The organism is Bradyrhizobium shewense, from assembly GCF_900094605.1.
In the GTDB taxonomy this organism is placed as follows: domain Bacteria; phylum Pseudomonadota; class Alphaproteobacteria; order Rhizobiales; family Xanthobacteraceae; genus Bradyrhizobium; species Bradyrhizobium shewense.
The window spans coordinates 937,617-956,776 of record NZ_FMAI01000001.1 but is presented as its reverse complement, the minus strand read 5'-3'; the positions used below and the strand labels follow the sequence as shown (position 1 = coordinate 956,776).

Sequence of the window (19,160 nt, the reverse complement as noted above, 5' to 3'; positions counted from 1 at the left end):
CCAAGCAGATCGCGGCGCTCGCCGGCCTTGCCCCCTTCAACGTCGACAGCGGCGCCTTCCGTGGCAAACGCAAGATCGCCGGCGGTCGAAAGCGCGTTCGCGACGCTCTCTACATGGCTGCTCTCAACGCGGTTCGACGGGCCGATCCGTTCAAGGCCTTCTATGAAAGATTGCGACAGGTCGGCAAACCGGCCAAGCTCGCCCTCATTGCCGTTGCCAGGAAGCTGCTAACGGTCCTTAACGCTATGATGCGCGACAGGAAACCGTACCTGAAGGCCGGCCCCCAATAACAGTTGCCGGCTCTGCAACGCACCGCTGAAGTAGGGCTGCGCCGCGTCCGGGGCACGAGCCTGGTTGGACTCACTCCAATCTCGTGTCCCGGACAAGGCGCGACATGAAATGTCGCGACGCAGAGCCGGGACCCAGGCCGCTTGCCTCGCTTTAAATCGCGTCCCATATTCCGCGCGTCCGCCGCAACGCTGGCCCCGCATATGGCGGGTTCAATTGCCGGCGCTTTCGTGCAAGGATGCCTGCCGAAACGCCCCCACATGCCCCCAAGAAGAGGTTAACGATGGTCAATCGCATGCAATTCTACATCGACGGCGCCTGGGTCGATCCCGCCGTCAAGAAGTCCACCGCCGTGGTCAATCCCGCGACGGAAGAGGCGATGTACGAGGTTGCTCTGGGCTCCAAGGCCGACGTGGACAAGGCGGTTGCCGCCGCCAAGCGCGCCTTCGCAACCTTCTCCCAGACCAGCCGTGATGAGCGCGTCGCGCTGCTCACCAAGGTCATCGAGGTCTACAAGGGCCGCCTCAAGGAGATCGGCGCCGCCGTCTCCGACGAGATGGGCGCCCCGCTGCCGATGGCGGAGAAGCTCCAGGCCGGCGCCGGCCTCGGCCATCTCATGACCACGCTCGACGTGCTCAAGAACTATCATTTCGAGGAGCCGGTCGGCACCGCCATGGTGCTGCGCGAGCCGATCGGCGTGGTCGGCATGATCACGCCCTGGAACTGGCCGCTCAACCAGATCGCCTGCAAAGTCGCGCCCGCGCTCGCCGCCGGCTGCACCATGATCCTGAAGCCGTCGGAGTTCACCCCGACCTCGGCGCTGATCTTCGCGGAGATCCTCCATGAAGCCGGCGTGCCCAAGGGCGTGTTCAACCTCGTCAACGGCCTCGGCCCCGAGGTCGGCGCCGCCATGAGCGAGCACCCCGACATCGACATGATCTCCTTCACCGGCTCGACCCGCGCCGGCATCGACGTGGCCAAGCGCGCCGCGCCGACCGTGAAGCGCGTTAGCCAGGAGCTCGGCGGCAAGTCGCCGAATGTCATCCTCGAAGGCGCCGACCTCACGAAGGCGGTGACCGGCGGCGTGATGCACATGTTCAACAATTCCGGCCAGTCCTGCAACGCGCCCTCGCGCATGATCGTGCCGCTGTCCAAGATGAAGGACGTCGCCGCGATCGCGAAGGCCGTCGCCGACAAGACCAAGGCCGGTGATCCCCGCGCCGAGGGCACCACCATCGGCCCCGTCGTCAACCGCGGCCAGTGGGACAAGATCCAAGGCCTGATCAAGAAGGGCATCGACGAGGGCGCAACGCTCGTCGCCGGCGGCCCGGGCCTGCCCGAAGGCGTCAACAAGGGCTTCTATGTCCGTCCGACCATCTTCGCCGACGTCACCCCTGACATGACGATCGCGCGCGAGGAGATCTTCGGACCGGTGCTGACCATCATCGGCGCCAAGGACGAAGCGGAAGCCGTGCAGATCGCCAACGACACGCCGTATGGCCTCGCCGGCTATGTCACGGGCGCCTCGGTCGAGGACGCCAAGCGCGTCGGCCGCCAGATCCGCGCCGGCAACGTCAACCTCCAGGGCGTGCCCAACGATCGCACCGCGCCGTTCGGTGGCTACAAGCAGTCGGGCAACGGCCGCGAGTGGGGCAAGTACGGCCTCGAGGATTTCCTCGAAGTGAAGGCCGTCGCCGGCTTCAACGCGGCGTAGGTTTCCGCGACTGAACAAACAAAGCGCCGGAGCGGGCAACCGCTCCGGCGTTTTTGTTTTGGGCGGCGTGTCGCGACACGGCGAGGTGCCGTAGGGTGGGCAAAGGAGCGAAGCGACGTGCCCACCATCACGCCACAAGCGAGCAGTGGTGGGCACGCTTCGCTTTGCCCACCCTACGAGTGCGGCGCTAGCCGCCGAGCGCACCCTGTGTATTCACATACAACGCGTAGATCGACTGGCTCGCCGCCATGAACAGGCGGTTGCGCTTGACGCCGCCGAAGCAGAGATTGGCGCAGCGTTCGGGCAGCGCGATGCGGCCGATCATGACGCCGTCGGGCGCGAACACCACGACGCCGTCGAGCTCGGGATCGCCCATGCCCCAGCCGCACCAGAGATTGCCGTCGATGTCGCAGCGCATGCCGTCCGGCGTGCCAGGACCTGCATCGATGTGGACGCGCTTGTTGGAAATTGTGGTGCCGTCAGCCGAGACGTCATAGGCGAGGATTTTTCGGTTCGGCACGCCGCGGGATTCCACGACATAGAGGGTCTTCTCGTCCGGCGAGAAGCACAGCCCGTTCGGCCCGAGCACGCCCTCTGCGACGATGGTCGCCTTGCCGGTCGCGGGATCAAGCCGGTAGACGTTCGGGTCGATCTCGGGCTCGGCCTTGTAGCCCTCATAATTGCCGAGCAGGCCGAAGGTCGGATCGGTGAACCAGATCGAGCCGTCCGATTTAACAACGACATCGTTCGGCGAGTTCAACCGCTTGCCGTTGAATTGATCCATCAGCACGGTGATGCTGCCGTCGTATTCGGTGCGCACCACGCGCCGCCCGCCATGCTCGCAGGTGACGAGCCGGCCCTGGCGGTCGCGCGTGTTGCCGTTGGCGAAATTGGAGGGCTTGCGGAACACGGAGACCGCGCCGGTCTCTTCCTCCCATTTGATGATGCGCTGGTTCGGGATGTCGCTGCACAGGAGATAGCGCCCGTCGCCGAACCACACCGGACCCTCGGCCCAGCGCAGGCCGGTCGCCAGCCGTTCCACCGCCGACAGTTTCAGCCAGTATTTTTCGAAGCGGGGATCGAGTGCACGAATGGCCGGGTCGGGGTAATACGTCGCCGGCCGCCAGCCTGGCCGCTCCTGGGTGTGGGACGATGCCTCATTCATGTCGGTTCTCTCGTTTCGTTCCCTCTGGACAATCCTGCTATCATTAGAGACATGTGACCGCAAATCGGTCACCACAGGCGAGGGAAGACATGCCGCGTATTTTGATGACGGGAGCTTCGGGCGGAATCGGCACGAGCCTGCGAAGACTGCTGCCGCCGATCTATTCGGATCTCCTGCTGTCCGACATCAAGCCGCCCGCCGATCTCGGCGCGAACGAGAAGTTCAAGGCGGCGGACCTCGCCGATCTCGCGCAGTGCGAGGCGATCTGCGAGGGCGTCGACGGCATCATTCATTTCGGCGGCTATTCGGTCGAAGGCAGCTGGGATCAGATCCTCCAAGCCAACATCATCGGTGGCTATAATCTGTTCGAGGCGGCCTACCGCAAGGGCGTCAAGCGCGTGGTGTTCGCCTCGTCGAACCACGCCGTCGGGTTCTATCCGCGCCACCACAAGATCGGCACCGACGTCACCCCGCGTCCCGACGGGCGCTACGGCGTCAGCAAGGTGTTCGGCGAGGCTGTCGGCGCGCTCTACGCCGACAAGCACGGGATGAAGGTGACGTGCCTGCGCATCGGCAATTTCGGCGACATGCCGCTCGATCAGCGCCGGCTCTCGATCTGGCTCAAGCCCGACGACCTCGTGCAGCTCTGCCGCATCGGGCTCGAGCATCCCGACATCCATTTCGAAATCTTCTACGGTGCATCCCTCAACGAGCGCGCCTGGTGGGACAACCACCGCGCCTACGAATTCGGCTATCGCCCCACCGGCCGCTCAGAGGATCACGTCGCGCACGCGTTGGCCGAGCAGGCCAAGCTGAAGCCGGATCCGGTCGGGGATTATTTCCAGGGCGGCACGTTCTGCAGCATGGAGTTCGATGCGGATCCGGACCGGATCATTGATTGGAAGACGCGGTAGGGCCTGTCGTCATGGCCGGGCTTGTCCCGGCCATCTACGCCTTGCCACGCGGCCCAAAGAACGTGGGTGCCCGGGCCTCGCGTCGCCGAAGCGGCTTCGGCCGCGCCGGCGGGACAAGCCCGGGCATGACGGTCCGTTGATCTAGATCAACCTTGCTCTCATCGTCTGGTTCTCGATCTGTACGATCATAGTTCGGCCATCGCCAGCGAGACCCACGACAATGCAAATCAAATTGCCAGTCATCGCGGTGTTCGCGATGACAGTGTCTAGTTCAGCGCGAGCCGCAGCGCTCAGCGACGCCGAGGCGGCGTTCCTCGATCAACTCGTCACCGCATCCGTGGTGCTCGAACAGCGATGCGACGGTTACGAGGTCGATGGCAGCGGCAGCGTTCAACTCGGCGCCCGGCTGCTCGGCAGTCCCGACGTCGCGATGGCCATGATCGACGCCTATGCCGCGGCCATCAAGGCCCGCGACGGCGAGAGCTACGATCCCCGCAAATTCCGTCCCGAAGTGTCCGACGCGGCCCGCAAAACGTTCAGGCGGGTCCGAACGGACCTGATCCAAAACCCGAAAAGGGCCTGCGCCGATTATGGCGAGACCAGCGTGGAGCGTGGCCTGCTGAGGCGGTACTGACATCGTCAGTGATGATCACATGACCTGTCGTACGTCACTTGGCAACGCGCGCTTCCTGTTTCTTGGTCACGTGCCAGAGCACCACATGGTAGTGCGGCACATCCACGCCGGGGTGACCTGGGTTGAAGTAGAAGCTGACGTGGTCAACTGGTCCTGCTGACCCCGCCCCCTCCAAACTTTTGTGATCGTCGATGTCCTTGTTCGGGACCATGTAGACGGTCGCGACCAGACGGTCCCTGCGATCGAAGGTCAGGAACGGCCCCAGCGGCAAGGTGTCGGGCTTGACGAATATGATGCCGAGGCCCGGAAAGAACTTCGGAAAGTTCACGAGATCGCTGACCCGCTGGTATCCGTTTTTTTCCGCGACCTCCCGCTGGTTTGGCGGTGGACGAACGACTTTGTGCTTTCTATGTGCCTTCTTTCGGTGAGGGGCCGTCCTGGTTTTTTCGACCTCGTCGGCCGGTGGCGCTGTGCCCGGGAGCAGCTGCGGCGCTTGTGGCCAGAAGGGAGCAAATTGGGCGGCGGGGCGCCTCACATCGGCGATCAAGGCGAGCAACGCAACAAGGGCTGCGCCCACCACGGTTTTGCGCATCGATACCTCCCGAGGTTTGTTTGCCCAAGTCTGCTCACTTGGCCGGATTGCGTTCTCTCCAGCGCAGGAAATCCCGAAACAGTTCTTCGCGATCAGGTAGATCGGCCGTTGGCTTTCCCTCGATGAACCGGCCGAACGCCTTGCGAAGCGCGGCTTCCCCTCCCGATTGCTGCTGGAGCCAGCGCTCTGCCGGTCGGAATCGTCGCCATCCGGGGAGTTGTGCGGCCAGGTTTACTTCGCGCCACTTAGGATGATGGGCATCGCCGAGAAATTCGGGAAAGCGCGTGAACAATGTCTGGACGAAGAACTCCAGCAACCGAAATCGCTCGTTGCCGCTCGGCCAGTTGTAGGCGAAGAGGGCGGATTTGATCGCGATCGTGTCAACGCTCGCTTCGACGGCGATCAGATTCGGGTAATCCTTGTGACGGAACGTCGATGGCAGATAATCTTGTTGCAGCAGCTCCTTGAAGTAGGGGATCGGCAGGAGGTGAATACCATCGAGTTGCGAGACCTGCGTCAGGAAGCTGAGCGGTTTTCCTGAGACCAGCAGAGCGGCAGAGAGATCTCCCTTCCTCAGACCATCCAGCGCGGCCTCCGGTCCCAGGTTCGACTCCATGATCTTGACGCCCAGACGGTTCAACACTTCGCGGCCGAGAATGGCGCCGGCACTGCCGTCGTCCCCGAGATTGACCCTCTTTCCCGAAAGCTCCGTCAGGCTGCCGATTTCCGCCCGTGCGAGAAGATGGAACTCTTCGATATGGAGCGGGGCAATGTAGGTCAGCCTGTCAGAAATATCCCCGAAGGTCCTTGTCTCCCGGAGCCGGTCGACGAGGACGACGGGCGAAATCGCCACGTCGGCACCTGCGAGGGTGAGCACATCAAGGACGTTGCGGACACCGCCGTCTCCCACGATGGGCAGGACCCGCAATGCGACTTGGCCATGAGGACCGGTCTCCTGACCGCCGGCGAGCGTGGTCGCAATGTCCTGAGCGATCGCGAATTCAGTGCATTGCGGCGAACCGGTTACAAATCCCACCGTAAACGGGTCCGCAGGTCGTCCCGTTTCCTTCTTGGGGGTGCCTTCCTTTCTCGGAGACACCTTCGTGGATTCGCTCGGAGAAGCCGACGGCCGCTTTTGCGCGAAAGAATCCTGGACCTGTCCGCCGAGCCAGGCCGCCGCAATCAATGCGATGAACAAACCGGTCCGCATCGCTCCGCAGACCCTCATTGTTCAACCTGCTCGGTCAGTCCTCCCTTGGGCGTGACATGCTGCGAGAAACTGCCACCCGCGGCATCCGAACCAAGACCGAGCCTTATGCTTGGCCTTCCAACGCGCCCGGGGCACCGGCGTTCCGTGATGGATGCCTGCAGCAGAAGTTTGCCGACTAACGCCTGGCCTCGTCCGCAATCCGCGCCAGATAGTCCTTCTTGCTGAACTGCATATGATCCACACACAGCTGCGCCAGTGCCCAGCTGTCGCGTCCCCTGAGTAGCTCGATCATCATCTCATGCTGCCGCCGCGATTGCGCGAGCCCCTCGCGGTCGGCGAGGTTCTTCGCGCGCATCGGCAGGGTCAGGTTCATGTAGTCCTGGAGCGAGCCGACCAGATAGGGATTGCCGCAGGCCGAGAACAGCGCGAGGTGGAAAGCGTCATTGGCTTCGTGGATGCCGCGCAGATCCTGCGCATCGGCTCTCGCGCAATATTGCCGTTGCAGCGCGGAGAGCTCGTCGATCAGCACTCGCGGCGCGGGCAGCGGGATCATCAGCGCGGCCTGCCGCGTCAGCATCTCCCGGACTTCGTAGATCTGCCGGACCTCCTCGGCCGAGTAGAACCGCACGGTGGCGCCGACGTTCTTCTCGCGGCGGACGATGCCGCGCCGCTCCGCATCCACCAAGGCTTGGCGCACGAAGTGGCGGGAGGTGCCGTAGCGCGACATCAGCGCGTCTTCAGTCAGGCGCGCGCCCGGCGGCAGGCGACCGAAGATGATGTCCTCCTCCAGCCGCGCGACGACGTCGTCCGGATCGTCGCGCCGGACCGGCGTGCAGTCTGCGGTGCCAATGTCGGACATGCCTTCGGCCTCCCGGCGTCTGGCCGGCTCGCCCTGTGGAGCAGGGAAGGGACGGATTGTCAATAATTTGTGCCGAAGAGGGCGCCTATGGGCGGAAAATGCGACAATATGGACCAAGCTTATTGACAATCGAGGTTCAGGCTGTACCACAATGGCAACTTGAGGAGTGGCATGATGACGGGTGGGTTGCGCAAGGGTCTGACGAGCTATGGCGATGCCGGCTTCTCGCTGTTCCTGCGCAAGGCGTTCATCAAGGCCATGGGCTATTCCGACGACGCGCTGGAGCGCCCGATCGTCGGCATCACCAACACCTATAGCGACTACAATCCCTGCCACGGCAACGTCCCGCAGATCATCGAAGCCGCCAAACGCGGCGTGATGCTGTCGGGCGCGATGCCGTTCGTGTTCCCGACCATCTCGATTGCCGAGAGCTTTGCGCATCCGACCTCGATGTATCTGCGCAACCTGATGGCGATGGACACCGAGGAGATGATCCGGGCCCAGCCGATGGATTCGGTGATCGTGATCGGCGGCTGCGACAAGACGCTTCCGGCGCAGGTGATGGCCGCGATCAGCGCCGACCTGCCGACCGTGGTCATTCCGGTCGGGCCGATGGTGGTCGGCCATCACAAGGGCGAGGTGCTGGGCGCCTGCACCGATTGCCGCCGTCTCTGGGGCAAGTATCGCGCCGGCGAAATCGACGATGTCGAAATCGAAGCAGTGAACGGCCGCCTCGCGCCGTCGGTCGGCACCTGCATGGTGATGGGCACGGCCTCGACCATGGCCTGCATGATCGAAGCCATGGGCCTGTCGCTGCCGATGAGCGCGACGATCCCGGCGCCGCATGCCGAACGTTTTCGTTTGGCGGAAGCGAGCGGCAAGGTTGCCGCCGAAATGGCCAAAACCAAGGGGCCGAAGCCGAGCGAGCTTCTAACACCCGCGTCTTTCAAGAACGCGCAGGTCGTGCTTCAGGCGATTGGCGGCTCGACCAACGGCCTGATCCATCTGACTGCGATGGCGCATCGCTCGCCGCATCGGCTCGATCTCGAAGTGTTCGACCAGATTGGCCGCGAGGTTCCGGTGCTGGTCGATCTCAAGCCGTCCGGCGAGCACTATATGGAGCACTTCCACCACGCCGGTGGCGTGCCGAAGCTGCTGGCGCAGCTCGGCGACCTCGTCGATCTCGACGCCAAGACCATCTCGGGCCAGACGCTGCGCGACGTCGTCGCCAATGCGGAGGACGTGCCGGGACAGGATGCGATCCGTCCGCGCGACAATCCGATCAAGACGGAAGGCGGCCTCGCCGTCCTGCACGGCAATCTCGCGCCGCGCGGTGCGGTGATCAAGCAATCGGCCGCGAGCCCGAAGCTGTTGAAGCATACCGGGCGGGCCGTCGTGTTCGAATCCGTCGAGGACATGACCTTGCGGGTCGACGATCCCGATCTCGACGTGACCGCCGACGACGTGCTGGTGCTGCGCAATGCCGGCCCGAAGGGCGCGCCGGGCATGCCGGAGGCGGGCTATCTGCCAATCCCGAAGAAGCTCGCGCGCGGCGGCACCAAGGACATGGTGCGCATTTCGGATGCGCGCATGAGCGGCACCGCGTTCGGCACCATCGTTCTGCACATCACCCCGGAATCCGCCGTCGGCGGGCCGCTGGCGCTGGTGAAAAACGGCGACAAGATCAGCCTCGATGTGGCCAAGCGCAGCATCGAGCTACTGGTCGACGCGGCCGAGCTGGAGCGCCGGCGCGCTGCATTGAAGCCGGCGGCTGCGCCCGATGAAGCGCGGCGCGGCTATGCCTGGCTGTTCAACGAGACCATCATGCAGGCCGACGAGGGCTGCGACTTCGATTTCATGCAGAGGACTGGGAAGACCGAGACAAGCTGACCGAACGACGAGCGCTCAGACCGCACAAGCGGCGGGCATAACACAGGGGGAAACGATGATTGCACGATCCATGCGTGGGTTGGCGGCTGCGGCCGCCGTGCTGTTCGTGACCGGGGCGGGGGCGCAGGAGGTGAAGCATTATCGATTCGCCTACGACCAGCCGCGCAACACCGGCTATTCCATCGCGGGCGACATCTTTGCCGAAAAGCTCAAGGAGTTGAGCAAAGGCACCATGATCATCGACCAGTATCCGGGCGCGCAGCTCGGGCAGGAGCCGCAAGTGCTCCAGCTCGTGAAAGCCGGAGACGTCGAATTCTCCATTATCTCCTCCGCGAACACCGCGACGATCTCGCCGCAAGCCGGTGTGATGTCGCTGCACTATCTGTTCCGCGACGAGAACCACGTGGTTAAGGGCCTCGCAGATCCCCGCGTGTTCGAAGCGCTCAAGGCCATGATCGACGAGACCACCCAGGGCCTGCACGTGATAGCGACCGGATCGCAGGGCGTGCGCCACATGTACTCCAAGAAGGAGATCCATAACGTCGGCGACATCAAGGGTGCCAAGATCCGCGTGCAGGCGACCGCGACCGAGGACACCATGTTCCCGGCCTACGGTGCCCAGACCGTGCACATGCCGTTCGGCAGCGTCTACACGAGCCTTCAGACCGGCGTCGTCGACGTCGCCGAGAACAGCATCAACGTCTACCTCGTCAACAAGCATTACGAGGTCGCGCCGGTCCTCAACATCACCGAGCACGAGGCCAACAACGCGCTGGTGTTCATCTCTGACAAGCTCTGGCAAAGCCTCTCGGCCGAGCAAAAGGGCTGGGTGCAGACCGCGGCCAACGAGATCAGCACCAAAGAGCCGGCGAAGGCGTTCGAGCTGGAGCGCACCGCGGCCGAAAAGCTGAAGAAGATGGGCGTGAAGATCGTCGACAACGTCGACAAGAAGACCTTCACGACGGTCGCCGATCCCTATCTCGACAAGCTCGCCAAGGAGCTCGGCCCGCACGCCGAGAAGGTCAAGGATCTGATCCGGTCGATTAACTGACCGCTCGCGAGGTCGTCATGCCCCGGGCAGAAGCGCGAAGCGCGTCTTCGCGCTAGGCGTCCCGGGCATCCACGTTCTGCCCTTCGAGCCGCGCCAAGAGCGTGGATGGCCGGGACAAGCCCGGCCATGACGGAAAGCTGCAGCCGGGAGCAACTATGGCCATCGCCGACAAACTGCTTGTGCATCGCCAACGCCACCTGAAATGGCGCTGGCTCGACTGGCTTGAGTTCGCGCTGATGATCCTCTGCGGCGTGCTCTGCTTCGGCTTCTCGCTGTCGGTCACCGCCGACATCGTCACCCGGACCATCGGTCATCCCTGGCTGTGGCTCCAGGAGGTCACCTCGACGCTTTTCATCTACGCGATCTTCGTCGGCACGGCCGCTGCGACGCGCCGCAACGACCACCTCTATCTCACCGCGATCTCCGAGGCCTTGCACGGCACCTCGCGGCTGATCGTCGAGCTGATCATTCGCCTCGTCGTGCTCGGCGTCGCCTTCTGCCTGATCTGGTACGGCTATCAGAATTACCTGCGCGGCTTCGGCAGCTTTCGCCTGCCGTCGGGTACGCCGATCGCCTCGCTCTACGCGATCATCCCGCTGTCGGGCGTGCTGATCGGCCTGTTCACCATCGAGCAGCTGGTCAACGGCCTGCGCAACGGCTTCGACCATCCCGAGCCGCCAGAGGAGGATGGAACGCCCATCGTCACCGACGCGCAGGCGAGGGCGCAGCTATGAGCGCACCTGTTGTTCTGGCGTTGATGACGATCTGCTTCCTGTCGTTCGGCTATCTCGGCGTGCCCGTGCCGTTCTCGCTGATGGCCGGCGTCTTCATCGGCGCGCTCCTGTCCGACGTTTCGCTCGCCGCCATCATCCAGAAGATCTTTGACGGCGTCGATTCCGAGGCGCTGCTGGCGATCCCGTTCTTCCTGCTGGTCGGCGAGCTCATGAGCTCGGCCAACGTGGTGGTGCGAATAGCCAACCTCTCGGTGTCGCTGGTCGGGCATATCAGGGGCGGGCTGTCGCAGGTCGTCGTCGTCTTCAGCATGTTCTTCTCGGAGATGTCGGGCTCGACCACCGCCGACGTCGCAGTGATGAGCCGCGCGCTCGGCGGCCCGATGAAGCGCGAAGGCTATGATCCGGCCTTCATCGCCGCCATCATCGCCTCGGCCTCCACTATCGCCGCGCTTGTGCCGCCGAGCATTACCGCCGTGGTCTATGGCGCGGTCGGCAACGTCTCGATCGCGGGCCTGTTCATGGCGGGCGTGGTGCCCGGCCTGATGATCGGCTTCGGTCTGATGCTTTATTGCTACTTCTTCGGCCCCTCGGGCCTGCGCAAGCCGCGCGCGCCGCTTCGGCAGGTAGTGTTCGCCGCCGGCGATGCGGCGCTGCCGATGATGATCCCGGTGATCCTGCTCGGCGGCATCCTGACCGGCTGGTTCACGCCGACGGAAGCCGGCGTGGTCGCCGTGGTCTGGATCGTCCTGGTCGTGATCCCCGCGCTCAATCGCGGGCACATCAAGAATATCCCTTACGATTTCTGCATTGCCGGACTGATCTTTTCGCTGCCGCTGGTCACCATCGGCGCAGCCAATGCCTTCGGCTGGATGCTCGCTTATCTCAGGGGTGCGAGCTACATCGCCGAAATCATCACGTCGATGGCAGGTAACGATCCGCATCTGATCATGCTGCTGATGGTGCTGCTCTTCACCGTGGTCGGCGACTTCATCGAACCGGTGCCGACCATCATCATCTTCATGCCGCTGGTCAACACACTGACGGAGGCGGGTGACATCAATAGCGTCCATATGGGCGTGGTGCTGATCGCCACGCTCGCCTTCGGCCTGATCACGCCGCCTTACGGGCTGGTGCTGCTGATGGCGTCGAAATTCGTCGGCATAAGTTTCGCGAAAGCGCTACGCGCTGCGTTGCCGATCTATCTGGTGTTCCTGGGAACGATCGCATTCGCGATCTACTTCCCGAGCGTGGTGCTGTGGCTGCCGCAGAAGGTGCTGCCGGAATCGGTCGGCTGCTTCAAGTCGCCGGCGGGGACGGGCTATATCTGTCCAAAGTAACGACTTGCTCGACCCGCCAATGCGCGCCGTCGCAGACGTAGCGAAACGGCGTGCCGTGGCTGTTCTTGAAGTAGCTGCCGGACAGCGCGTTGGCCATCCCCTGCATCACCGCGTCATGGCAGACGAACAGGAGATCGTCGCCGGGATGACGGTCGAGCCACGCGGAGACGCAAGCCAGCGACCGTTCCGTCATGGCGTCCCAGCTCTCGCCGTCGGCCGGCAGGATCGAGACGAGGCCCGTCGCGGACGTGACCCCGTGCTTGATCATGAGGTCGCGAACGGGCAGGCCTTCAAAGCTCCCGAAGTCGAACTCGATGATGCCGTCGTCAATCGCCAGCGGCACCGAGATTGCGGCCGCGATGATCTCGGCCGTTCGCGCCGCGCGGGCCAAGGGACTTGCGACGATACGGCTGATGCCTGCGCCGCGCAGCATGTCCACGGCCTCGTGCGCCTGCCGCAGGCCGTCCTCGTTCAGCGGATTGTCGGTCCGCCCCTGGAATCGTCCCTCGCGATTCCAGTCGGTCGCGCCGTGACGGAGGCCGTAGAACGTACGCGCTGGCGTCGTCACTTCGACTTGCTCGTGAACTTCTTCACGGCGCTTCGAAATTCGTCCGTGTTCATCGCCATGATGATCTTGTGCTCCTCGGCATCGAGCTGCTGTTTCACAGGTGTGGTGGCGGCCTGGTAGACCAGCGATTTGGTGCCGGCGATTGCGGCCGGCGGATTCTGCGCGAGACGTTCGGCGAGTTTTCGCGTGGCCGCCTTCAGTTCGGCGGCCGGAACCGTCTTGGCGACGAGGCCCCATTCATAGGCCTGCTGCGCGGTAAAATTGTCCTCGGACAGGAAGATCTGCAGCGCGCGGCGGGAGCCGACCGTGCCGACAATGCCGACCGTCGAGCCGCCGTCCGGCGACACTCCGATCTTGGCATAGGCGGGCGTGAACTTGGCGTCATCAGCGGCGATGCAGAGATCGGTGACGAAGGCAAGGCCCATGCCAGCGCCGGCGGCCGAGCCGTGGACGCTCGACAGCGAGATCTTTGGCATGCGCCTGACGATCTCGATGAAGGCGTGATAATGCTTCAAGAGCTCGCCGACCACGGGCGTCACCGTGCCCGCTTCGGCGGCGGCGCCAATCGTCTGCAGATCGCCGCCGGCCGAGAACGCACGGCCTTCGCCTTCGAGCACGACGACCCTGATGTCGTCATCGGCTTCGATATAGGCCGCGAGCTGCTCGAGCTTCTGCGCGATGGCAAGATTGATGGAGTTGAACGCGGCGGGACGGTTGAGCGTGATGGTCGCGATCGGGCCGTCGATCCGCAGCAGGGCGGGATCATCGGGCAGGGAGATGGGAGCTGGCATCTGGAATATCCCCGGCATGAGGTGGTTCGTGCGACTAAATCGCAGAAGCGGAGGAGTGACAATCCCCGACCGCCGCCCTTGCGCGGGGCGAAACGATAGGCTCAAATGGGGCCGCCTTCGCCAAGGGACGGACACGAGCGCCGGCTCCTCGTAAGGCCAGCAATCAAAATCAGCGAGAGAGGAGACGACATGGGTCACGCTCGTGTCTTCCGGAAATGGGCTGTCCAATGAGCGACGGTCCGGTGATCATCGTCGGTGCCGGCCATGGCGGCTATCAGGTCGCGGCATCGCTGCGCCAGGCGGGCTTTTCGCAGCGCATTTGCCTGATCAATGACGAGGCGCATCTGCCCTATCAGCGGCCGCCTTTGTCCAAGGCCTATATCAAGGGCTCGGCCGGGCCGGAGAGCCTGATGTTCCGGCCGGAGAAATTTTATCAGGACCAGAAGATCGAGCTGATCGCGGGCCGCGCAGTGTCGATCGATCGCGCCGGCCACAAGGTGCTGCTCGCCTCGGGCGAGACGCTGGCCTACGCTCACCTCGTGCTGGCGACCGGCGCGCGCAACCGGCTGCTCGACCTGCCCAATGCCAATCTGCCCGACGTGAAATATTTGCGCATCCTCGACGAGAGCGATGCGCTGCGTGCGATCATGCCCTCGAAGTCACGGGTCGTGGTAATCGGCGCCGGCTTCATTGGTCTCGAATTCGCGGCCACCGCCCGGATCAAGGGCCTCGAGGTCGACGTGCTCGAACTCGCCCCGCGCGTGATGGCGCGGGCGGTGACGGCGGAGGTGTCGGAGTATTTTCAGGAACGCCATCGCGAGGCCGGTATCCGGGTCCATCTCGGCGTACAGGCGACCTCGATCGAGGCAGAAGGCGGCAAGGTCACCGGGGTCTCCCTGAGCGACGGACGGCATCTGCCCGCCGACCTCGTCGTGGTCGGCGTCGGCGTGCTGCCGAACATTGAGCTTGCAGCTGAGGCCGGGCTGCCGGTCGCCGCTGGCATCATCGTCGACGAATATCTGTCGACGGCTGACCCTGACATCTCCGCGATCGGCGATTGCGCACTTTTCGCAAGCCCTCGCTTCGGCGGCTCGCTGCGGCTGGAATCGGTGCAGAACGCAACCGACCACGCCCGCTGCCTCGCCGCGCGGCTGACCGGCGACAGGAAACCGTACGACAGCCACCCCTGGTTCTGGAGCGACCAGGGCGACGACAAGCTCCAGATCTCAGGCCTCACCACCGGCTACGACCGCGTCGTGCTGCGTGGCAGCGCCGCGAACAAGGCGTTTTCCGCGTTCTGCTACAAGGGTGAGACGCTGCTCGGCATCGAATCGATCAACCGCGCCGGCGACCACATGTTCGGCCGCAGGCTGCAGGGCATGCATCGCTCGATCACGCCGGCGCAGGCCGCGGATGAGAGCTTCGATCTGAAGAGCGCGCTGGCGTGATCAGCCAGCGCGGAGCACCGCCGCCACTTCCGTGGCCGTCGGCATCGACGGCCCCGCGCCCATGCGTTGCACGCTGATCGAGGCGGCGGCGTTGGCGAAGGCGAGGGCGGCGCGCAAGGGCACACCGTCAGCCAGTTGCGCGGCGAGCGCGCCGACAAAACAATCGCCGGCACCGGTGGTATCGACCGCCTTCACGGCATGCCCGGGCACGGCGACCTCTTCGCGCCCCGCAAGCGCGAGCACGCCGCGCTTGCCGAGTGTGATGCAGATGGTCTGGTCCGCGCGCGCCTGAAGTTTTCGCGCGACGTCGATGATCTTTGCGGTCTCGTCGGCGTCCGTAAGCTCCACTCCGGCAAGGAAGCCGAGTTCGGTCTCGTTCAGGACGAGGATGTCGACCAGCGCGAGCAGCTCACCGGACATCTTTTGCGCCGGCGCCGGGTTGAGCACGGTCATGACGCCGGCCTCGCGCGCGCGCCGGAAGAACGCGGCGATCGTCGGCAGCGGGATCTCGAACTGGCTGACCGCGACATCGCCCTTCGCCAGCGGCACGTCCGCGACATCATCCGCGCCGACCTGCGCATTGCTGCCGGGAATGACGACGATGGTGTTATCGGAGGCCGCGACCGTGATGATCGCAGTGCCGGTGTGCGTGTCGGCGTCGCGCACCGAGCCGAGGTCGATACCCTGCGCGCCGAGGAACGTCTTCAGCTCAGCGCCAAATGAATCCTTCCCCAATCGCCCGATCAACGTGGTCTTCGCTCCAAGCCGTGACGCGGCCACCGCCTGGTTCGCCCCCTTGCCGCCTGGAAAATACAGCACCTCGCGGCCGGCGACGGTCTCGCCGACGCGCGGGTGGCGATCGGCGGTCGCCACCACATCCATGTTGATGCTGCCGGCGACGAAAACGCGCCCCATCTGGATCTAAACCCTGACCTCGAACTCGTGCCGGACCTTGGCGATATCGACCAGCGTCGGCAAGCCGGCCTCGTTGCCGAGGCGCTGGATCTTGAAGGTCGAGGCGGCCCGGGCAAAATCGAAGTGCTCGCGCCAGCTTTTGCCGGGATGGGCGAGGTAGGAATAGACATAGGCGCCGTGGAACACGTCGCCGGCGCCATTGGTGTCGATCACGCGCTCGCGCGGGATTGGCATCGCCGGCATGATCTCGACCGCGCCTGTCTCGTTGTACCAGAGCAGGCCTTTCTCGCCCATGGTGATGCCGCCGATCCTGCAGCCGCGGCTCTTGAGATAGTCGAGCATCTTCTCCGGCGTCAGGTCCATCTGCTCGCACAGGCGTTCGGCGACGATGGCGACGTCGATATATTCCAGCAGCTCATGCGTGTTGGTGCGGAGGCCGCCGCCGTCGAGCGAGGTCAGGATGCCGGCCTCGCGGCAGACTTTTGCGTAGTGGATCGCGGCGTCCGGTTGGTGGCCGTCGACATGCAGCGCGCGGCAGCCGCCGAGATTGAGCATCGGAAAGGGATGGATGTGCTCGTCGTCGCGGCAGCGGACGATGGCGCGCTTGCCGTCCTTGGGCATGATGAAGGAGAGCGAGGACTGGTTGACCTTCCGCCCGTGCAGCGAGATCGCGTATTTCGCGCACATGTCCTGGAACATGCGTCCCAGCCAGTCATTGGCCGCGGTGGCGATAAGATCCGGCACGATGCCGAGCTTGGCGCAGCAGAACGCCGCCGTCACCGCGTTGCCGCCGAAGGAGACCGCGTAGTCCGAGGCCACGTGCTTCTCGTCCCCGGTCGGCATGTGGTCCGTGATGAAGACGACGTCGATATAGGTCTGTCCGATGAAGAGAGCCTGCATTGCTTGTCCGTCATGCGCTTTGTGGTCCAGGCCGGCGCGCTTACTGTAGCACCGGTTCCGCTCAGGGATCGCTGAAATTATTCGCAAATCTGCCGCCCCAAGCGCTTGAGGTCAGCATGAGGCCGGAATACGACCATCACCGGGCAATGCCAAGCCCGGACAAACGCCGTGTTTCGGCGCATTGGTTCCAAGTCAATAAATGAGTCGATCAAAAGGGGGACATATGATCACCGGCCTCGATCACGTCGTCGCTCTGGTCAGGGATATCGGTGCAGCCAAGGCGGCCTACCAAACGCTGCTCGCCCGCGCGCCGGCCTGGCAGAACTCCGGCGAGGGTGCCGACCGCGTGCTGTTCACCCTCGAGAACATGACGATTGAATTGATGGCGCCGAGCGGTTTCAGCGTGACGGCCGATCGCATGCGCGCGCTGCTCGACGACCAGGAGGGCGTGCTCGCCAGCCTGTGCTTTCGTGTCGCAGACATGAGCAGGATGCACCGGCGGCTGCAGCGGGTGGCCTTGAGCCCGGATCCGGTTGCCGAGGTCGAAAGCAGCGACGACGAGTCGGGCGCCGTCCTGCACTGGAAGCGCACGCGCGCCGCCACGGAACTCACGCGCGGCGTGCGCATGTTCTTCCTCGAACTGGCCGACGAGCGTCCGCTCTCCCCCGCGACCGACATCGCGCCGATCGACGCACTCGACCATGTCGTGGTCACCACCGAGGATTCCGAACGCGCTGCCGCGCTCTATGGCGCACGGCTCGGGCTCGATTTGGCGCTCGACCGCTCGCACCAGGATTGGGGCCAGCTGATGTTCTTCCGCTGCGGCGATCTGATCGTCGAGGTGGTCCGCCGGCCGGTCGCCGGCGGTGACCTTGCGCATGACCGGCTCTGGGGCCTGAGCTGGCGGGTCGCCGACATCGACGCCACGCGCGCCCGCCTGATCGCCGCCGGCCTCGACGTCACCGAGGTTCGCAACGGCCGCAAGCCGGGCACGCGAATCATGACGGTGCGGAACGGCACCTGCGGCATTCAGACGGTTCTGCTGGAGCGCTCGCCCAAGCCGGTGGAGTGAAAGCGGTCTTTCCACTCGAAGACTCTCGTAGGGTGGGCAAAGCGAAGCGTGCCCACGTCTTGGCTGCTCGATGAGAAGACGTGGGCACGGCGCAAGAGCGCCTTTGCCCACCCTACGAAACCGGTTTGCTTGGCTTTCACTGTCGCGAAAACTATGCGGCGGGCTGCCCGCGTGTTACACGCGTACCGACAGCACCCAGCGAGCACCCGGTTTGGCGAAGGCAAAGCGAACTCTGAAATGGCAGCGCGATCCCGAGGGGATGCGGCTGCGCATTCTCGAAGCCGCCAAGCAGGAGTTTTCCGCTCACGGGCTCGCCGGCGCGCGCGTCGACCGCATTGCGGCCAAGGCCGGCGCCAACAAGCGCATGCTCTACTACCACGTCGGCAACAAGGACGAGCTTTACCTTGCCGTGCTCGAAGGCGCCTATGACAAGATCCGCAGCGAGGAGCGCGGGCTCGATCTCGAGCATCTCGATCCGCCCGAGGCCATCAGGCGGCTGATCGAGTTCACCTGGAACTACTTCCTGCGCAATCCCGAATTCCTGTCGCTGCTCCAGACCGAGAACCTCGCGCGCGCAAAGCACCTGAAGAAATCGACCAAGGTCAAGTCGATGCACTCGCCCTTCGTCGAGATGATCCGCACCGTGGTGCGACGCGGCGTCGACAGCGGCGACTTCCAGGTCGCGGTCGATCCGGTGCAGCTCTACATCTCGATCGCAGGGCTCTGCTTCTTCTACCTCTCGAACTCGGCGACGCTCAGCGTGATCTTCGGCCGCGACCTCCTGGACAAAAAGGCCAAGGACGAGCGGTTGGCGCACATGGTCGGCCTGGTCCTGGCCGCGCTGACCGGGCAGTCCGTGGCCTTGTTCGAGATCGCGAAGGCGCCGAAGTCGCGCGCCGCGGTGGCGCAGACGGTGTAGCGGCGTACAGCGCGCTGGTAGACGGCCCGTCCGTTTCCACAATCTCAGTGTCATCGCCCGCGCAGGCGGGCGATCAGTATTCTAGAGACGGTGAGGGGGACACGGAGAGGCCGTGGCGTACTGGATTCCCCGCTTTCGCGGGGAATGACACCGAGGATT

Annotated in this window: 19 protein-coding genes; 11 read left to right on the top strand and 8 right to left on the bottom strand. The window is 64.3% G+C overall.

What is annotated here, in order from left to right:
- On the top strand, positions 1-290 hold a 290-nt coding region (locus GA0061098_RS04135; protein WP_129590805.1), incomplete at its 5' end, for a transposase.
- Positions 291-571: 281 nt separating this feature from the next.
- Positions 572-2,002, top strand: a complete 1,431-nt coding sequence (locus GA0061098_RS04130; protein ID WP_028144301.1) for an aldehyde dehydrogenase family protein — start codon at positions 572-574, stop codon at positions 2,000-2,002.
- Between the two features lie 187 nt (positions 2,003-2,189).
- On the opposite strand, the gene GA0061098_RS04125 is transcribed toward GA0061098_RS04130, so the two are convergent.
- Positions 2,190-3,167 (bottom strand): SMP-30/gluconolactonase/LRE family protein, encoded by a 978-nt coding sequence (locus GA0061098_RS04125; RefSeq protein WP_091953763.1) that lies wholly within the window; start codon positions 3,165-3,167, stop codon positions 2,190-2,192.
- Positions 3,168-3,256: 89 nt separating this feature from the next.
- Here GA0061098_RS04125 and GA0061098_RS04120 point away from each other — a divergent pair, with 89 nt between their 5' ends.
- Together GA0061098_RS04120 and GA0061098_RS04115 are read left to right on the top strand one after the other, a co-directional pair.
- Positions 3,257-4,081 carry an NAD-dependent epimerase/dehydratase family protein gene (locus tag GA0061098_RS04120; protein ID WP_091953760.1) on the top strand — a complete coding sequence of 275 codons (825 nt, stop codon included), beginning with the start codon at positions 3,257-3,259 and terminating at the stop codon, positions 4,079-4,081.
- Positions 4,082-4,301: 220 nt separating this feature from the next.
- A complete protein-coding gene (locus tag GA0061098_RS04115) occupies positions 4,302-4,715 on the top strand; it encodes a hypothetical protein (RefSeq protein WP_091953757.1) in 414 nt (137 codons plus the stop codon).
- 34 nt (positions 4,716-4,749) lie between these two features.
- Here the strand turns inward: GA0061098_RS04115 and GA0061098_RS04110 are convergent, their stop codons facing one another.
- From GA0061098_RS04110 to GA0061098_RS04100, 3 genes are all read right to left on the bottom strand, one after another.
- A complete protein-coding gene (locus tag GA0061098_RS04110) occupies positions 4,750-5,307 on the bottom strand; it encodes a hypothetical protein (RefSeq protein ID WP_091953754.1) in 558 nt (185 codons plus the stop codon).
- Positions 5,308-5,341: 34 nt separating this feature from the next.
- Positions 5,342-6,517 (bottom strand): TAXI family TRAP transporter solute-binding subunit, encoded by a 1,176-nt coding sequence (locus tag GA0061098_RS04105; protein WP_091953752.1) that lies wholly within the window; start codon positions 6,515-6,517, stop codon positions 5,342-5,344.
- 175 nt (positions 6,518-6,692) lie between these two features.
- Entirely contained in the window at positions 6,693-7,376 is a 684-nt protein-coding gene (locus GA0061098_RS04100) for a GntR family transcriptional regulator (RefSeq protein ID WP_091953749.1), read from the bottom strand.
- A gap of 174 nt (positions 7,377-7,550) precedes the next feature.
- Here GA0061098_RS04100 and GA0061098_RS04095 point away from each other — a divergent pair, with 174 nt between their 5' ends.
- The 4 genes from GA0061098_RS04095 to GA0061098_RS04080 all read left to right on the top strand — a co-directional run bounded on the left by GA0061098_RS04095 (position 7,551) and on the right by GA0061098_RS04080 (position 12,388).
- The gene (locus GA0061098_RS04095) at positions 7,551-9,266 is read left to right on the top strand and encodes an IlvD/Edd family dehydratase (RefSeq protein ID WP_165637134.1); all 1,716 of its coding nucleotides are present in this window, start codon (positions 7,551-7,553) and stop codon (positions 9,264-9,266) included.
- Positions 9,267-9,321: 55 nt separating this feature from the next.
- A complete protein-coding gene (locus tag GA0061098_RS04090) occupies positions 9,322-10,317 on the top strand; it encodes a TRAP transporter substrate-binding protein (protein WP_091953743.1) in 996 nt (331 codons plus the stop codon).
- 155 nt (positions 10,318-10,472) lie between these two features.
- Positions 10,473-11,051 (top strand): TRAP transporter small permease, encoded by a 579-nt coding sequence (locus GA0061098_RS04085; RefSeq protein WP_091953741.1) that lies wholly within the window; start codon positions 10,473-10,475, stop codon positions 11,049-11,051.
- On the top strand, positions 11,048-12,388 hold the full coding sequence (locus GA0061098_RS04080; protein ID WP_091953739.1) for a TRAP transporter large permease: 1,341 nt from the start codon (positions 11,048-11,050) through the stop codon (positions 12,386-12,388). The genes GA0061098_RS04085 and GA0061098_RS04080 overlap by 4 nt, the downstream gene beginning before the upstream one ends.
- Here GA0061098_RS04080 and GA0061098_RS04075 read toward each other — a convergent pair.
- Together GA0061098_RS04075 and GA0061098_RS04070 are read right to left on the bottom strand one after the other, a co-directional pair.
- On the bottom strand, positions 12,348-12,956 hold the full coding sequence (locus GA0061098_RS04075) for a histidine phosphatase family protein (protein ID WP_091953736.1): 609 nt from the start codon (positions 12,954-12,956) through the stop codon (positions 12,348-12,350). The genes GA0061098_RS04080 and GA0061098_RS04075 overlap by 41 nt on opposite strands.
- Positions 12,953-13,747 carry an enoyl-CoA hydratase/isomerase family protein gene (locus GA0061098_RS04070; protein WP_165637133.1) on the bottom strand — a complete coding sequence of 265 codons (795 nt, stop codon included), beginning with the start codon at positions 13,745-13,747 and terminating at the stop codon, positions 12,953-12,955. The genes GA0061098_RS04075 and GA0061098_RS04070 overlap by 4 nt, the downstream gene beginning before the upstream one ends.
- 227 nt (positions 13,748-13,974) lie before the next feature.
- Here GA0061098_RS04070 and GA0061098_RS04065 point away from each other — a divergent pair, with 227 nt between their 5' ends.
- Positions 13,975-15,195, top strand: a complete 1,221-nt coding sequence (locus tag GA0061098_RS04065) for an NAD(P)/FAD-dependent oxidoreductase (protein WP_091953733.1) — start codon at positions 13,975-13,977, stop codon at positions 15,193-15,195.
- Here the strand turns inward: GA0061098_RS04065 and rbsK are convergent, their stop codons facing one another.
- Both rbsK and GA0061098_RS04055 read right to left on the bottom strand, forming a co-directional pair.
- A complete protein-coding gene (rbsK, locus tag GA0061098_RS04060) occupies positions 15,196-16,110 on the bottom strand; it encodes a ribokinase (protein WP_091953730.1) in 915 nt (304 codons plus the stop codon).
- A 6-nt stretch (positions 16,111-16,116) separates the two neighbouring features.
- Complete coding sequence (locus tag GA0061098_RS04055) at positions 16,117-17,010, bottom strand: sugar kinase (protein WP_091953727.1); 894 nt, start codon at positions 17,008-17,010, stop codon at positions 16,117-16,119.
- Between the two features lie 223 nt (positions 17,011-17,233).
- Between GA0061098_RS04055 and GA0061098_RS04050 the strand changes: the two genes are divergently transcribed.
- Together GA0061098_RS04050 and GA0061098_RS04045 are read left to right on the top strand one after the other, a co-directional pair.
- Positions 17,234-18,082, top strand: coding sequence for a VOC family protein (locus GA0061098_RS04050; RefSeq protein ID WP_091953724.1), 849 nt, complete (start codon positions 17,234-17,236; stop codon positions 18,080-18,082).
- A 211-nt stretch (positions 18,083-18,293) separates the two neighbouring features.
- A complete protein-coding gene (locus GA0061098_RS04045) occupies positions 18,294-19,001 on the top strand; it encodes a TetR/AcrR family transcriptional regulator (protein ID WP_181956880.1) in 708 nt (235 codons plus the stop codon).
- Positions 19,002-19,160: the final 159 nt, after the last annotated feature.

Excerpts from the sequence above, each read along its gene's own strand:
- GA0061098_RS04130 (WP_028144301.1), top strand. The coding sequence starts at position 572 with ATGGTCAATCGCATGCAATTCTACATCGACGGCGCCTGGGTCGATCCC.
- GA0061098_RS04125 (WP_091953763.1), bottom strand. The coding sequence starts at position 3,167 with ATGAATGAGGCATCGTCCCACACCCAGGAGCGGCCAGGCTGGCGGCCG.
- GA0061098_RS04120 (WP_091953760.1), top strand. The coding sequence starts at position 3,257 with ATGCCGCGTATTTTGATGACGGGAGCTTCGGGCGGAATCGGCACGAGC.
- GA0061098_RS04115 (WP_091953757.1), top strand. The coding sequence starts at position 4,302 with ATGCAAATCAAATTGCCAGTCATCGCGGTGTTCGCGATGACAGTGTCT.
- GA0061098_RS04110 (WP_091953754.1), bottom strand. The coding sequence starts at position 5,307 with ATGCGCAAAACCGTGGTGGGCGCAGCCCTTGTTGCGTTGCTCGCCTTG.
- GA0061098_RS04105 (WP_091953752.1), bottom strand. The coding sequence starts at position 6,517 with ATGCGGACCGGTTTGTTCATCGCATTGATTGCGGCGGCCTGGCTCGGC.
- GA0061098_RS04100 (WP_091953749.1), bottom strand. The coding sequence starts at position 7,376 with ATGTCCGACATTGGCACCGCAGACTGCACGCCGGTCCGGCGCGACGAT.
- GA0061098_RS04095 (WP_165637134.1), top strand. The coding sequence starts at position 7,551 with ATGACGGGTGGGTTGCGCAAGGGTCTGACGAGCTATGGCGATGCCGGC.
- GA0061098_RS04090 (WP_091953743.1), top strand. The coding sequence starts at position 9,322 with ATGATTGCACGATCCATGCGTGGGTTGGCGGCTGCGGCCGCCGTGCTG.
- GA0061098_RS04085 (WP_091953741.1), top strand. The coding sequence starts at position 10,473 with ATGGCCATCGCCGACAAACTGCTTGTGCATCGCCAACGCCACCTGAAA.
- GA0061098_RS04080 (WP_091953739.1), top strand. The coding sequence starts at position 11,048 with ATGAGCGCACCTGTTGTTCTGGCGTTGATGACGATCTGCTTCCTGTCG.
- GA0061098_RS04070 (WP_165637133.1), bottom strand. The coding sequence starts at position 13,747 with ATGCCAGCTCCCATCTCCCTGCCCGATGATCCCGCCCTGCTGCGGATC.
- GA0061098_RS04065 (WP_091953733.1), top strand. The coding sequence starts at position 13,975 with ATGAGCGACGGTCCGGTGATCATCGTCGGTGCCGGCCATGGCGGCTAT.
- rbsK (WP_091953730.1), bottom strand. The coding sequence starts at position 16,110 with ATGGGGCGCGTTTTCGTCGCCGGCAGCATCAACATGGATGTGGTGGCG.
- GA0061098_RS04055 (WP_091953727.1), bottom strand. The coding sequence starts at position 17,010 with ATGCAGGCTCTCTTCATCGGACAGACCTATATCGACGTCGTCTTCATC.
- GA0061098_RS04050 (WP_091953724.1), top strand. The coding sequence starts at position 17,234 with ATGATCACCGGCCTCGATCACGTCGTCGCTCTGGTCAGGGATATCGGT.